12 protein-coding genes are annotated in these 14,256 nt (G+C 60.9%); 1 reads left to right on the forward strand and 11 read right to left on the reverse strand.

Annotated elements, in window-relative coordinates; all coding sequences use genetic code 11:
• Positions 1–11: 11 nt before the first annotated feature.
• On the reverse strand, positions 12–725 hold the full coding sequence (gene pgl, locus KGA98_RS20710; RefSeq protein ID WP_090457404.1) for a 6-phosphogluconolactonase: 714 nt from the start codon (positions 723–725) through the stop codon (positions 12–14).
• A complete protein-coding gene (gene zwf, locus KGA98_RS20715; RefSeq protein WP_057713554.1) occupies positions 712–2,181 on the reverse strand; it encodes a glucose-6-phosphate dehydrogenase in 1,470 nt (489 codons plus the stop codon). The genes pgl and zwf overlap by 14 nt, the downstream gene beginning before the upstream one ends.
• Positions 2,182–2,407: 226 nt before the next feature.
• Between zwf and KGA98_RS20720 the strand changes: the two genes are divergently transcribed.
• Complete coding sequence (locus tag KGA98_RS20720; protein ID WP_170948639.1) at positions 2,408–3,268, forward strand: MurR/RpiR family transcriptional regulator; 861 nt, start codon at positions 2,408–2,410, stop codon at positions 3,266–3,268.
• A 167-nt stretch (positions 3,269–3,435) separates the two neighbouring features.
• Here the strand turns inward: KGA98_RS20720 and KGA98_RS20725 are convergent, their stop codons facing one another.
• The 9 genes from KGA98_RS20725 to KGA98_RS20765 all read right to left on the reverse strand — a co-directional run bounded on the left by KGA98_RS20725 (position 3,436) and on the right by KGA98_RS20765 (position 14,161).
• On the reverse strand, positions 3,436–4,290 hold the full coding sequence (locus tag KGA98_RS20725; RefSeq protein ID WP_223503507.1) for a D-hexose-6-phosphate mutarotase: 855 nt from the start codon (positions 4,288–4,290) through the stop codon (positions 3,436–3,438).
• Positions 4,291–4,404: 114 nt separating this feature from the next.
• Positions 4,405–5,751: a carbohydrate porin gene (locus KGA98_RS20730; RefSeq protein ID WP_090457408.1), complete on the reverse strand. Its 1,347-nt coding sequence runs from the start codon at positions 5,749–5,751 to the stop codon at positions 4,405–4,407.
• 206 nt (positions 5,752–5,957) lie between these two features.
• Positions 5,958–7,118, reverse strand: coding sequence for an ABC transporter ATP-binding protein (locus KGA98_RS20735; RefSeq protein WP_057713551.1), 1,161 nt, complete (start codon positions 7,116–7,118; stop codon positions 5,958–5,960).
• Between the two features lie 3 nt (positions 7,119–7,121).
• On the reverse strand, positions 7,122–7,967 hold the full coding sequence (locus KGA98_RS20740; RefSeq protein WP_007974434.1) for a carbohydrate ABC transporter permease: 846 nt from the start codon (positions 7,965–7,967) through the stop codon (positions 7,122–7,124).
• Entirely contained in the window at positions 7,960–8,868 is a 909-nt protein-coding gene (locus tag KGA98_RS20745; RefSeq protein ID WP_007974433.1) for a carbohydrate ABC transporter permease, read from the reverse strand. The genes KGA98_RS20740 and KGA98_RS20745 overlap by 8 nt, the downstream gene beginning before the upstream one ends.
• A gap of 199 nt (positions 8,869–9,067) precedes the next feature.
• Positions 9,068–10,366, reverse strand: coding sequence for an ABC transporter substrate-binding protein (locus KGA98_RS20750; RefSeq protein WP_223503509.1), 1,299 nt, complete (start codon positions 10,364–10,366; stop codon positions 9,068–9,070).
• A gap of 117 nt (positions 10,367–10,483) precedes the next feature.
• Entirely contained in the window at positions 10,484–11,743 is a 1,260-nt protein-coding gene (locus KGA98_RS20755; RefSeq protein ID WP_223503511.1) for an AGE family epimerase/isomerase, read from the reverse strand.
• Between the two features lie 227 nt (positions 11,744–11,970).
• Positions 11,971–13,398 carry an ATP-binding protein gene (locus KGA98_RS20760; RefSeq protein WP_198530255.1) on the reverse strand — a complete coding sequence of 476 codons (1,428 nt, stop codon included), beginning with the start codon at positions 13,396–13,398 and terminating at the stop codon, positions 11,971–11,973.
• A 31-nt stretch (positions 13,399–13,429) separates the two neighbouring features.
• Positions 13,430–14,161: a response regulator gene (locus KGA98_RS20765; RefSeq protein WP_008050538.1), complete on the reverse strand. Its 732-nt coding sequence runs from the start codon at positions 14,159–14,161 to the stop codon at positions 13,430–13,432.
• Between the last annotated feature and the right edge of the window lie 95 nt (positions 14,162–14,256).

Below are 14,256 nucleotides of genomic sequence, written 5' to 3' on the forward strand. Positions count from 1 at the left end.
TGTTCCTTGGCTCATGGGCACCAGTAAATCTCTAACGTGGGTTGCAGAAACGCGCGCACCGGCATTTCGGCGACATCGTCACCGGCCAGCGCGAAACTCAGGGTGGTCAGCTTGGACTGACCGGAGATCGACAGAATTTTATGTTTGGCCGAAGCCAGCAGCGCGCGGCTCATGGTCAGGCGCTGATGCGGCACGGTCGGCGCCAGCATCGGCCAGCAGCGACGAACGCCATCGACCTGTAATGCCTCGGCAAGGTTCGGGCTGTTGGGAAACAGCGATGCGGTGTGGCCGTCATCGCCCATGCCGAGGATCAGCACGTCGATCACCGGCAACTCCGACAGCAAGCGGTCGGCCTGCTCGGCCGCCTGTTCCAGGTTGGCACTGGCGCTGTACAGGCTCAGGAACTGCGCCTTGGCCGCTTGGCCTTGCAGCAGGTAACGCTTGATCAGACCGGCGTTGCTGTCGGCGTGTTCGACCGGCACCCAGCGCTCGTCGGCCAGGCTGATCACCACGTTCGACCAGTCCAGCGTCTGCTTGGCCAGGTGCTGGAAAAACGCCACCGGGCTGCGGCCACCGGAAACCACCAGGGTCGCAGTGCCCTGGGCGTCGATCGCGTCGCTCAGTTGTTTCGCCACGTTCAGTGCCAGGCTTTCAGCCAGCAGCACCGGGCTCTTGTATGCATGGGCGCTGACGCCCTGCGGCAGTTTCAAATCAGATATCGCCATACCACGACCTCCCGTCCCGCGTGATCAGAGCAATGGAGCTCATCGGCCCCCAGGACCCGGCCGCGTACGGCTTGGGCGCATCACCGGATTTTTTCCACCCGGCGATCAACTGGTCACACCACTTCCACGCGGCTTCGATTTCATCTTTACGGACAAACAGGTTCTGATTGCCACGCATCACTTCCAGCAACAACCGCTCGTAGGCATCGGGAATCCGTGCGCTGCTCCAGGTGTCGGAAAAATTCAGCTGCAACGGACCGCTGCGCAGCTGCATGCCCTTGTCCAGGCCTTGATCTTTGGTCATGACACGCAAGGAAATGCCTTCGTCCGGTTGCAGGCGGATAATCAGCTTGTTGCTGATTTGCAGGCGCTGCTCGGGAGCGAAGATGTAGTGCGACGGTTCCTTGAAGTGGATGACGATCTGCGACAGCTTCTGCGGCATGCGCTTGCCGGTACGCAGGTAGAACGGCACGCCGGCCCAGCGCCAGTTGCGGATGTCGGCACGCAGGGCGACGAAGGTTTCGGTGTCGCTCTGGGTGTTGGAATTGGGTTCTTCCAGGTACCCCGGTACTGCCTTGCCTTCGCTGTAGCCGGCGATGTACTGGCCGCGCACCACTTGAGTGGTCAGGCCTTCCGGGCTGATCGGCGCCAGGGCCTTGAGCACTTTGACCTTCTCGTCGCGGATGCTGTCGGCGGACAGGTCGGCCGGCGGGTCCATGGCGATCAGGCAGAGCAGTTGCAGCAGGTGGTTCTGGATCATGTCCCGCAGCTGGCCGGCCTTGTCGAAGTAACCCCAGCGGCCTTCGATACCGACCTTCTCGGCCACGGTGATTTCCACGTGGGAAATGTAATTCTGGTTCCACTGGGTTTCGAACAGGCTGTTGGCGAAACGCAGGGCGATCAGGTTCTGGACGGTCTCTTTACCCAGATAGTGGTCGATGCGGTAGGTGCGGTTCTCCGGGAAGAACTGCGCCACGGCGTCGTTGACCTTGCGCGAGGACTCCAGATCCGAACCGATGGGTTTTTCCAGCACCACACGGGTGTTTTGCGCCAGGCCGACCTTGGCCAGGTTCTCGCAAATCGCGCCATACACGGCGGCAGGAGTCGCAAAGTAGGCGATGACCCGCTGCGAACTGCCGGCGGATTCGGCCAGGGCCACATAATCATCGGGGTTGAGGAAGTCGACGTGCAGGTAGTTCAGGCGCGCCAGAAAACGCTCGACCACGGCTTCGTCCAGCTCTTTGGCACCGACATAGCGGCGCAGCTCGGAGGTGATGAACGCCAGGTGCTCCTGCTCGCTGCCCGGCTCACGGGCCAGCGCGATAATACGCGTGTCCTCGTGCAGCAGGCCGGCGCCGTCGAGTTGATAGAGGGCAGGAAACAGCTTGCGCAAGGCCAGGTCGCCAAGGGCGCCGAACAAGGCAAAGGTGCACGGTTCAACCGTAATCGAGAGCATGATGTTTGTTCTTTTATCAAGTTAAGCTACAAATACCTTTTTTCAAGGCATCACTCAAGGGAAAATGTAGTAATAACCACAACATTTTCGCAAAATACAGATTCCGAGTGGTGGTCGGTCGGAGCCATCAGTAGGATAGGCCACCGTTACGGGCCTCACCAAAGGCCCTTTTTGCATTAGCCGCGCGCTTGTTGGCGCAGGTGTAAAGGATACTTATATGGACCGCGTGCGAAATTTACTGGAGCAAATCCAGAATCGCCTTGAAGAGCTGAACAAGGCCGAACGCAAAGTCGCCGAGGTGATCCTGCTCAACCCGCAGCAGGCCACCCGCTTCAGCATCGCCGCCCTCGCCCAGGCCGCCTCGGTCAGCGAGCCGACGGTCAACCGTTTCTGCCGTTCGTTCGGTGTCAGCGGCTACCCCGAGCTCAAACTGCAACTGGCCCAGAGTCTGGCCAGTGGCGCCGCCTATGTCAGCCGTGCGGTGGAGGCCGATGACAATCCGGAGGCCTACACCCAGAAGATCTTCGGCAGCGCCATCGCCTCGCTGGACAGCGCCTGCCAGGCACTGGACCCGAACCTGATCAGCCGCGCCGTCGACCTGCTGATCCAGGCCCGGCAGATCCACTTCTTCGGCCTCGGCGCCTCGGCCCCGGTGGCACTGGATGCGCAGCACAAGTTCTTCCGCTTCAACCTCGCCGTCACGGCCCATGCGGATGTGCTGATGCAGCGCATGATTGCCTCGGTGGCCCATACCGGCGAGCTGTTCGTGATCATTTCCTACACCGGTCGCACCCGCGAACTGGTGGAGGTGGCGCGCATCGCCCGGGAAAACGGCGCCTCGGTGCTTGGCCTGACCGCCGAGAACTCGCCACTGGCCAAGGCCAGCACCCTGAGCCTGAACATTCCGCTGCCGGAAGACACCGACATCTACATGCCGATGACGTCGCGGATCATCCAACTGACCGTGCTGGACGTACTCGCCACCGGCATGACCTTGCGCCGTGGCGTGGACTTCCAGCCGCATTTGCGCAAGATCAAGGAAAGCTTGAATGCCAGCCGGTATCCGGTGGGAGATGAGTTCAACTGATCCAACATTTGCGCTGATCGTCCTGACCTCATCGCGAGCAAGCTCGCTCCCACACTGGATCTTCGGTGAACACAGTTTTTGTGTTCAACACCAATCCCCTGTGGGAGCGAGCTTGCTCCGGGCGGCGTTCCGACGATGGCGGCAGACGCAGCACCGCAAATCCAGAGCTAAGCCCCCACCCGCGCCTGCAAACTCAAATGCGCCCGCTCCCCAGGTGCAAGGCACAGGCTGTCGGTGCCGCCGCTTGCTGCCTCTACACAAACGAATTCGGATATCTCGTTCCAGGTCACGCCGAGCAACGGGCGTGAACCGGGATGCCACACCACCGTGTCTGCCGTATCCCCGGTATCAATGCACAACGCCCGCTGCCAGGCATGGTCGTTCAACTGCAATTCGCCGTCGTGCTGGAACACCCGCTGACACCCGCCATCAACGCGTAACTCGCCTTCCTGCTGACAAACCTGTCGGCTCAACTGATCGTAACCCTGCGCGCCTTCGAGTCCAGACAGCGCTATCTCACTGACATCGCCAATACGCCAGTAAGCGTGCAAAGCCTGGCTCAACTGGCACGGCATGTCGTCCTGATGCTCGGTGCTCAGACGCAGTTCCATGCGCTCACCCAGGTGCGCGTGCAGGTCCACCTGCCAGTCGCACAACTTCAGTTGCCAGTGCAATCGCACGCCATCGTCGTCACTGTCGCTGTCGAGCAGCTTCCAGTCGAGCAACCGCGCCCAGCCATGGGACGGCCAGGCGTTTTCGCTCGGATGCCGGCCATACCACGGCCAACACACCGGCACGCCGCCGCGAATGGCGCCGACCTGCGGCCACTTTGCCGCGCACCACAGCCAGGGTTTCTGGCCCTTGGGCTGGAAGTGCAACAACTGCGCGCCCTGACGACTGAACACCGCCTGACACAGCGGATGATCGATCACCAGCACATCGCGCGTCTGATAGCGCTCCCACGCGAACACCGGACGTTCGCGCAAGGATTTGAAGAAGCGTTGTAGCGGATGCTCAAGCATGTGCCACGGTCCTGAAAATCATCTGTCACCGGGGTGCGCGGCCCGCAAAAAAAAGCGGACAGCCAAGGCTGTCCGCAAAAATGCGCACATTGAGGAGAGCTTATCGCAACAGCGTTAGAACACCGACTGAATTTTCAGGCCGGCCACCAGCGCGTTGTCGACTTCATCCACACCACCCGGATGAGTGACGTATTGCAGGTTGGGACGTACGGTCAGCCAGTTGGTCACGTGGAAGCCGTAGTTGATCTCGTAGTTGTATTCGGTTTCACGAATGGGCGAGAACAGCGGATTGTCGTATTCCGAAACACCGTTGGCCGCGTTGGTCAGTTCAGCGTTTTTCTTCACGTCATCGTTGACATGGATACGGGCGAAACCGATGCCCACGTCATCCTTCGGACGCGCGTCGAACGGGCCCTTGTACACGAACATCAGCGACTGGTAGTTGTCGATGAAGTTGGTGTCTTTGTCGTGGAACGTTGCGTTGGCCGCGATGTTCAGACCACGGGAAGCATCGCCATTGTGGCTGGTCAGTTGCTGCTGCGCGACGAACCAGTAGCCATGCTTGCTATCGTGGACGCGATAAGGGTTGCCGGTGGTCGCTGCGTTCTGGCCGTTGTCGTCCTTGAGAACGTCGTCGGCATCAGAAGTACTTTTGTAGTAACCGACACGGTATTCACCCGGCAGGTTGTTGACCTTCGGCGACCAGACCAGCTCGACCGGCAGGACGGTGCCATTGGTGCCACTGCCGCTGAGCTTGAAGCCGTTACCGTGCTCCAGTTGCGACGTGTTCTGGTTGTACGCGCCAATCTGGGCGTAGAGCTCGTCATTGATGTTGTACTTCACACGGATCGCCGCCTGGCTGACCGGCCAGTTGTACCAGATGTTGGTGGCCCAGTTACCCACCTGGGACCCGCAGAACGCCAGGTTCTGGAACTCGCACGGGAAGGTGTTGAAGTCTTCACCTTCACCGAAGTAACCGGCCTTGACGTCCAGCTTGTTGTCGAAGAACTGGTGCTGAATCCACAACTGGGTCAGACGGACCATGTGGCCGCGACCATAGACTTCCTGGGAGGAACTCAAGGTGCCAGCACGCGGATCGCCGATACGGTCGTTGGAGATGTTCTCACCGTTACGGTTGGTGAGCTGGATCTTGGCCTGGGTGTTATCCCAGCCGAACAGTTTCTCCAGGTCCAGCGCCGCACCCAGGCCGAACTGGTCGGCGTAGCGCGCGGTCTTGTCATCGTTGAAGCCGCCATGGAGGTTGCCGCCGACTTCACCGACGTAGTCCATCTTGATGTCGATGCCTTGCTCGATCAGCTTGGTACGCTCGCCACCCCAGTCGCCCGTCATCCACCTGGAGTCGGAGCTGAACGCTTCATCGGCCATCGCATTGCCGGCCAGAACCAGTGCTGCCGCTGCTGAAACCTGGCAGATCAACCGGGCCTTGTTCTTCATCTTCATCCCTACTTCCTCGTTTTATTGTTATTAACTTTTCTTTTTTTAACGCGGTTACATCCGGTGCAACGCGCGACAGGCCGCGCATTGCCAATCCCCCCCTGTAGGAGCGAGCTTGCTCGCGAGAAACTTGAGAACACCGCGGGGTGTCAGGTTTCCAGTGTCATCGTTGACGTCCATCGCGAGCAGGCTCGCTCCTACAGATTTGCATTTCAGCGACCTTTGAATTGGGCCACGTTGTCAGCATGCGCCTCGGCTTTCGGCACGCCGGCAACGCCCAAACGCTCCCCGGTCTTGGCATCGAACAGCAGCACTTTCGCCGGATCGAATTGCAGGGTCAGGGTCTCGCCCACCGCCGGCGCCACGTCCGGCGCCAGGCGGCAGCAGACCTTGGTGTCATTGAGATTGACGAAGACCAGGGTGTCGGGCCCGGTCGGTTCGGTGACCTGGACTTCGGCACGAATGGTCGGCAACCCGTTTGCTTCGCCGTTGGCCAGGATGATCTGCTCAGGGCGGATGCCGAGGATCACTTCGCGATCTTCAAGACCGGCGTCCTGCATGCCCAGCGGCAATTCGCAACGGGCCTGGCCGCTGTCGAGCAGCGCCAGCAGACGACCGTCCTTGCGCTGCAAGCGCAGCGGGATGAAGTTCATCGGCGGCGAACCGATGAAGCTCGCCACGAACAGGTTGGCCGGGTTGTTGTAGATGTCCTTAGGCGTACCGAACTGCTGGATGATCCCGTCCTTCATCACCGCCACTTTGTCGCCCAGGGTCATGGCTTCGATCTGGTCGTGGGTCACGTAGACCGTGGTGGTTTTCAGGCGCTGGTGCATCAGTTTCATTTCGGTGCGCATCTCGACCCGCAGCTTGGCGTCGAGGTTGGACAGCGGTTCGTCGAACAGATAAATCTTCGGCCGCCGCGCCAGGGCACGGCCCATCGCCACGCGCTGTTGCTGGCCGCCGGAGAGCTGGCCGGGCTTGCGGCTGAGCAGGTGTTCGATCTGCAACAGCTTGGAAACCCGAGCGACTTCTTCGTCGATTTCGGCAGTCGGCATTTTGCGGATTTTCAGGCCGAAGGCGATGTTGTCGCGCACGCTCATGGTCGGGTACAGCGCGTAGGACTGGAACACCATGGCGATGTCGCGATCCTTGGGACTCATGCCGCTGATGTCGGCGTCGTCCACCAGGATCGCGCCACCGCTGATGGTTTCAAGGCCGGCGATGCAGTTCATCAAGGTCGACTTGCCGCAGCCCGACGGGCCGACCAGGATCAGGAACTCACCGTCATCGATCTTCAGTTCGATGTTCTTCAGGGTGTCCGGCAAACCGGGGCCGTAGGTCTTGTTGACGTTGCGTAATTCGAGAGTTGCCATGTTCTACCCCTTGACCGCGCCGGACGTCAGCCCGCGCAGGAAATACTTGCCAGCGAATATGTAGACCAGCAGTGTCGGCAGCCCGGCGATCATCGCGGCGGCCATATCAACGTTGTATTCCTTGGCCCCGGTGCTGGTGTTGACCAGGTTGTTCAGGGCCACGGTAATTGGCTGGGCGTCGCCACTGGCGAACACCACGCCGAACAGGAAGTCGTTCCAGATCTGGGTGAACTGCCAGATCAGGCAGACCATCACGATCGGGATCGACATCGGCAGCAGGATCTTCAGGAAGATCGTGAAGAAGCCCGCGCCATCGAGCCTTGCGGCCTTGACCAGCGCATCCGGAATGCTCACGTAGTAGTTGCGGAAGAACAGCGTGGTGAACGCCAGGCCGTAGACCACGTGCACCAGCACCAGGCCAGTGGTGGTGTTGGCCAGGCCGAACTTGCCGAGGGTGAACGAGGCTGGCAGCAGCACGGTCTGGAACGGCAGGAAGCAGCCGAACAACAACAGGCCGAAGAACAGTTGCGAACCACGGAAGCGCCACATCGACAGCACGTAGCCGTTCATGGCCCCGATGAACGTGGAGATCAGCACCGCCGGCACGGTGATCTTCACCGAGTTCCAGAAGTAGCCGCCGACCACGTCCCAGGCCTTGATCCAGCCAATGCCGTCGATCACGGTCGGCCAGCTCAGCAGGTTGCCGGTACGGATGTCTTCCGGGGATTTGAAGCTGGTCAGCAGCATTACCACCAACGGGATCAAGTACACCGCTGCCGCCAGCAACAGAGTTGCGTAGATCGCGATGCGGCTGAAACTGATACCCGATTTTCCGAGTTGATTAGTCATGGCGTTTGCCTCGCAGCTCGGAGTACAGGTACGGCACGAGGATGGTCAGCACGGCGCCGAGCATCAGCATGGCGCTGGCCGAACCGATGCCCATCTGGCCACGGCTGAAGGTGAAGGAATACATGAACATCGCCGGCAGGTCGGAGGAGTAGCCCGGACCGCCCGCGGTCATCGCCGCGACCAGGTCGAAGCTCTTGATCGCGATGTGCGCCAGGATCATGAAGGCGCTGAAAAACACCGGACGCAGGCTCGGCAGGACGATCTTCAGGTAGATGGTCGGCAGGCTCGCGCCATCGACTTGCGCGGCACGGATGATCGATTGATCGACACCGCGCAGGCCGGCGAGGAACATCGCCATGACAAACCCGGAGGCTTGCCACACGGCGGCGATCACCAGGCAGTACACCACGCGATCCTGATCCACCAGCCAGTCGAGACGGAAGCCTTCCCAGCCCCAGTCGCGCAGCATCTTGTCCAGGCCCAGGCCCGGGTTGAGCAGCCATTTCCACGCGGTACCGGTGACGATCATCGACAGCGCCATCGGGTACAGGTAGACGGTGCGGATGAAGCCTTCCTTGCGAATGCGCTGGTCCAGCAGCACCGCGAGGAACACGCCCAGCACCAGGCTGATGCCGATGAACATGCCGCCGAACACCGCGAGGTTCTTGCTCGCGACCCACCAGCGGTCGTTGTCCATCAGACGCATGTATTGCTGCAGGCCGACCCACTTGTAGCTCGGCATGAAGCTGGAGTTGGTGAAGGACAGAATGAACGTCCAGATGATGTAACCGTAGAAGCCAACCAACACGATCAGCATGCTCGGCGCGAGTACCAACTTGGGTAGCCAGCGTTGCAGCGCATCGAACGGTGAGGCTTTGCTGAAAACCGCCACAGAGCTCATCGGGATAATCCTGGTGGAGAAGTGAAATCCGGACAGAGTTCCCCCTGCAGGAGCGAGCTTGCTCGCGATGGAATCAACAACACCGGGTTCTGTCTGGATGAGCGCGGTGTCTGGTAGTCCATCGCGAGCAAGCTCGCTCCTACAATGGGGCAGAGCTCTCTCTGGGGTTTGCCGCAGGATCACCTGCGGCGATTACGAGTTACTGGGCAGCTTTGACAGCCGAGGCCAGTTGGGCGCTGGCCTTGGCCGGGTCAGCGTCCTTGTCGTTCATGAAGTTGGTGACCACGTCGAAGATCGCGCCCTGCACGGCCAGGGAGGTGGCCATGTTGTGCGCCATGCTCGGTTGCAGGCCGCCGGTCTTGTCGTCCGCGATGAAGTCCTTGGCCGACTTCTGGGCACACTCGTCGAAGCCGAGCTTGTCCATTTCGTTCAGCATGTCGTTACGCACCGGGATCGAACCCTTGTTCATGCTGAAGACTTTCTGGAAGTCGGTACCCAACGCGACCTTGGCCAGGTCTTGCTGGGCAGCGATGTCGCCCTTGCGATCGGCCTTGAGCTTGAACACCGCCATCGAATCGATGTTGTAGGTGAAGGCTTTTTCGGTGCCCGGGAACGCTACGCACTGGTAGTCCTTGCCAGCGATTTTCTTCGCGGCGGTCCACTCGCTTTTCGCCCAGTCGCCCATCATCTGCATGCCGGCCTTGCCATTGATGACGTCGGCGGCGGCGATGTTCCAGTCACGACCGGCGCGGTTCGGGTCCATGTAGCCGGTGATTTTTTTCAGCTCGGCGAACGACTTGGTCATCTCCGGGCCGGACAGGGTTTTCTGGTCCAGGTCGACCAGGGCTTTCTTGTAACCGTCGGCGCCCATGACCGAGAGCACCACGTCTTCGAACACGGTGCTGTCCTGCCAAGGCTGACCGCCGTGGGCGAGCGCAATGAAGCCGGCGGCCTTGAGCTTGTCGCCGGCGGCATAGAATTCTTCGAGGGTCGTCGGGGCTTTTTCGATCCCGGCTTTCTTGAACACTTCAGGGTTGATCCACAGCCAGTTGACTCGGTGGATGTTCACCGGCACGGCGACGTAGTCACCTTCGTACTTCACAGTGTCGGAGACTTTCTTCGACAGCAGGCCATCCCAGTTTTCCGCCTTGGAAACGTCTTTCAACGCGTCGGTGCTGAGCAGGCCAGTGCTGCCCCACTCCTGGATGTCCGGGCCTTTGATCTGGGCAACGCCCGGCGGGTTGCCGGCTACGGCGCGACTTTTGAGTACGGTCATGGCCGTGGAACCGCCACCGCCGGCGACTGCACCGTCCTTCCAGGTGAAGCCGTCTTTTTCGACTTGAGCCTTCAGGACATCGACCGCTGCTTTTTCACCACCGGAAGTCCACCAGTGAACGACTTCAACGGAACCTTTGGATTCGGCAGCCACGACACTGAGGGGGAGCGCAGACAGGGAAGCGAGAGAAATGACAGTAGCGAGGCGAGAAATCGCATTCATCTAGGAGCACCTTTCTTGTTGTTATGCATGCAAGTCTGTTGCTTGCGCTGCATAAGATTCTAAACAGGGGATATCCCCTCGCAGGTAACGAAGGGATGCGCGAATGTCACCGCATGGTTACATAGAACCGCTCTGGGACGGCTGCGCCAGCGCCGTGGCCATGCTCGGCGCCAGCGCCAGGCGCGGAATCAGCACGGCTTGCCAGGCGTGGTAAAGGTCCGGCTTGCCGGGCCAGATATCGGCACTCGGGCGGTTTTGCGGGTCGAGTTCGTGATGCCAGCTGCCGTCTTCGCGGTCGATGAAATGACTGTCACAGAACTCCCAGAAAAGTCGGTACCAGTGTTCGTATTGCTCTTCACCGGTGCGTTTGAGCAGCGCACTGGCGGCTGCACTGGCTTCACAATGGGTCCAGTGCAGGCGATGGCGGACCACCGCTTTGTTGTCCCAGTCCAGGGTGTAGACAATGCCCGGCGCGCCATCGACATCCCAGCCATGGAGGCAATTGTGCTCGAACAGTTTTTGCGCGTCGGTGACCAGCCAGCCCGGCGTGAGCATCCCGGCCTTCACCCGCGAAGCTTCGAGGTGCAGCAACAGCCGCGCCCACTCAAAACCATGGCCCGGGGTGGTGCCGTAGGGGCGGAAGCCGTCGGCCGGATTGTCGCGATTGTAGTCCCGCAGTGGCTGCCAGGCGCGGTCGAAATGCTCGATCACCAGGTAATCGTTGGCGGCGGCGTGGCCATGAATTACGCGCTCGACAATCCGATGGGCACGGCTGAGCCAACGGTTGTCATCGGTGACATCGGCCAGGGCGAGGAAGGCCTCGGTGGCGTGCATATTGCTGTTGGCGCCCCGGTACGCCTCCTCTTCGCTCCAGTCGCGATTGAAAGACTCGCGCATCGCGCCTTCTTCTTCGCTCCAGAAATAAGTGTCGATGATATCGATCGCGTCATCGAGCAAGGCTTGCGCACCGGGGCGCTGCGCGACTACCGCTGAACTGGCGGCCAGCGCGACGAAGGCATGCAGATAGGCGTTCTTGCCGGTATTGCCGTCGCGATGTTCGGCAGTCGCGAACCAGCCGCCGTGCAGCGCATCCCGCAGTGGCCCGCGAAGTGCCGCGACACCGTGATCCACCAGCTCGGCAAAGCCCGGTAAACCCTGAATGTGGGCCATGGCGAAGCTGTGGGTCATGCGCGCGGTGTTCATGGTCTGGGCTTGCGCATCAGACGGGAGGCGGCCTTTTTCATCGAGGTTGCCGAAGCCTTCAGGCAGTTTCGAAGCCTTCGCGAAGGTCAGCAGGCGCAAGCCTTCGGTGGCGAGCCATTGCTGATGGGCAGGTGCGTTCAGCCAACTGCTGAAGACCGGTTGGAAGGTGTCCATGGCGTACCTTTTTTGTTGTTATGACTGTGGGGCAGCATAAACAACGGACGAAGGTCGGCTTGTAACGAAGGGGGTGGGTTATGTCACCAACTTGTGACATTTCCTTGGAAGATGTGTTGAATGATCTGACGCCTTCGCGAGCAAGCCCGCTCCCACATTGGTTCTGCGTCGTGAACGAATCAAATGTGGGAGCGGGCTTGCTCGCGAAGAACGATAACGCGGTCTGACTAGTCAACGCTGCGGGGCAACTGCAACGTTACCCGCAACCCGCCTTCACGCAAATTCTGCAAACTCACCTCACCACCATGGCTATGGGCAATGTTGCGGGCAATCCCCAACCCCAAGCCGTAACCCTGCTGCTGCCCGGCCAGGCGGAAGTGCGGTTCGAACACTTGCTCCAGGCGCTGCTCCGGCACGCCCGGCCCCTCGTCATCGACATGCAGAATGAACGCGCTTTCGTCGTCATCGATGTGCAGGTGCGCGTTCTGCCCGTACTTCAGCGCATTGTCGATCAGGTTGCCGATGCAGCGCTTGAGCGCCAGCGGTTTGCCCGGGTACGCCGCCAGCGCCCGCCCCTGCTGGGTCACGCGGCCGTTGCCGTTCGGCGCGAGATAGGGTTCCACCAGACAGTCGAGCACATGGTTGAGATCCACCGGCTCGATGTTCTCGTGGATGTCGGTGTCTTTCACGCATTGCAGCGCGCCCTTGACCAGCAACTCCAGCTCGTCCAGATCGCGCCCGAACTTGGCTTGCAGTGTTTCGTCTTCGAGCAATTCAACCCGCAGGCGCAAGCGGGTGATCGGCGTGCGCAGGTCGTGGGAAATGGCGCTGAACAACTGGCTGCGTTCGGTCAGGTAACGGCTGATGCGCTCGCGCATGGTGTTGAAGGCGCGCCCGACCTCGACCACTTCGCTGCCACCGCCCTCGGCCACCGGTTCCACGTCGGCACCCAACGACAGGTCCCGCGCCGCCCGCGCCAGGCGCTTGAGCGGACGACTCTGCCAGTGCACCAGCAGGCCGATGAACAACAGCAAAAAGCTGCTGGTCAGGACTATGAACCACACCTGCTGCGCCGGCAGGCCCTGCTCTTCAAGACTGGTGTAGGGCTCGGGCAACAGCGAGGCGATGTACAGCCATTCCCCCGGTGCCATCTGGATCTGCGTGACCAGCACTGGCGGGTTCACCGGTTCCAGGGTCAGCGCGTAGTGCGCCCAGGAACGTGGCAGCTCATCGAGCTTCAGGCCGCCATTGAAGATGCGCAGGTCTTCCGGGCTGACGAAGGTCACCGAGATGTCCGTGTCTTGGCCGAGGGACTGGCGCAGCACTTCGTCAACCGCCTTGAGCACCGCCTCTTTACGCGGGGTGATGGGCAGCACTTCCATGCCCAGGGGTTTGTCGTTGAGCGTCACCACGAACCGGGTGCCGCCCATGCTGCGCAACTGGTCGAGCACCAGGGGCCGAAACGCCACCGGTAACGAACGGAAATAGCTGACGCTGGCGGTCATTGAATGGGCCAGGCTGCGGGCACTGGTGACCAGGCCCTCGAGCTGCGTGGCGCGCAGTTGCGACACCCAGATCACACTCGACAATGCCTGGGCGAACAACACCGCCAGCAGGGTCAACAGCAACATCCGCCCGAGCAGCGAACGCGGCATCGGCACCTTGGCGGCGAGCTTGCGCAAAGCCTCAGTGACCATTGCTGGCAACCACGTTGGCCGCCAGTTGGTAGCCGCTGCCACGCACGGTGCGGATCAGCCGTGGCGGTTTTTCCGTGTCGCGCAGGCGCTGGCGCAACCGGCTGACCGCCATGTCGACGATGCGATCCAGGGGCATCAGTTCGCGGCCGCGGGTGGCGTTGCCGATGGTGTCGCGGTCGAGGATTTCCTGTGGATGATCGAGGAACAGTTTCAGCAGCGCGAAATCGGCGCCCGAAAGAATCACCTCTTCGCCGTCGATGTGAAACAGCCGATGGCTGACCATGTCCAGCCGCCAGTCATCGAAGGCCAGCACCTCACCGCCACTGCGCTCCTGACCGAACTGCGCGCGGCGCAGCAACGCCTTGATCCGTGCCTGCAACTCCCGTGGGCTGAAGGGCTTGCCGAGGTAATCGTCGGCGCCCAGTTCCAGACCGATGACGCGATCGGCTTCGTCGGAACTGGCGGTGAGCATGATGATCGGCACCTGCGCCTGGCGCGGATGCTGGCGAATCCAGCGGCACAGGCTGAAGCCGTCTTCGTCGGGCAACATCACATCAAGGATCACCAGATCACTCGGCGCCTCGTTCAGCGCCTGGCGAAAGCCGGCACCGTCGGGCGTGGTACGTACCTGGAAACCGGCGCGGGTCAGGTAGGTATCCAGCAACTCGCGTATCTCTTGATCGTCATCGACCAACAAAATCGACTTGTTGACTGAGCTCACGGGCGGCGTCCTTGTTGTTTGAATTGGGCGGATTATGCCTTAAGCACCGAAACTGCAAACACCACAGAAACAACTGTGGGAGCGGGCTTGCTCGC

It is taken from the genome of Pseudomonas sp. BF-R-24 (assembly GCF_019947335.1).
In the GTDB taxonomy this organism is placed as follows: Bacteria; Pseudomonadota; Gammaproteobacteria; order Pseudomonadales; family Pseudomonadaceae; genus Aquipseudomonas; species Aquipseudomonas jessenii.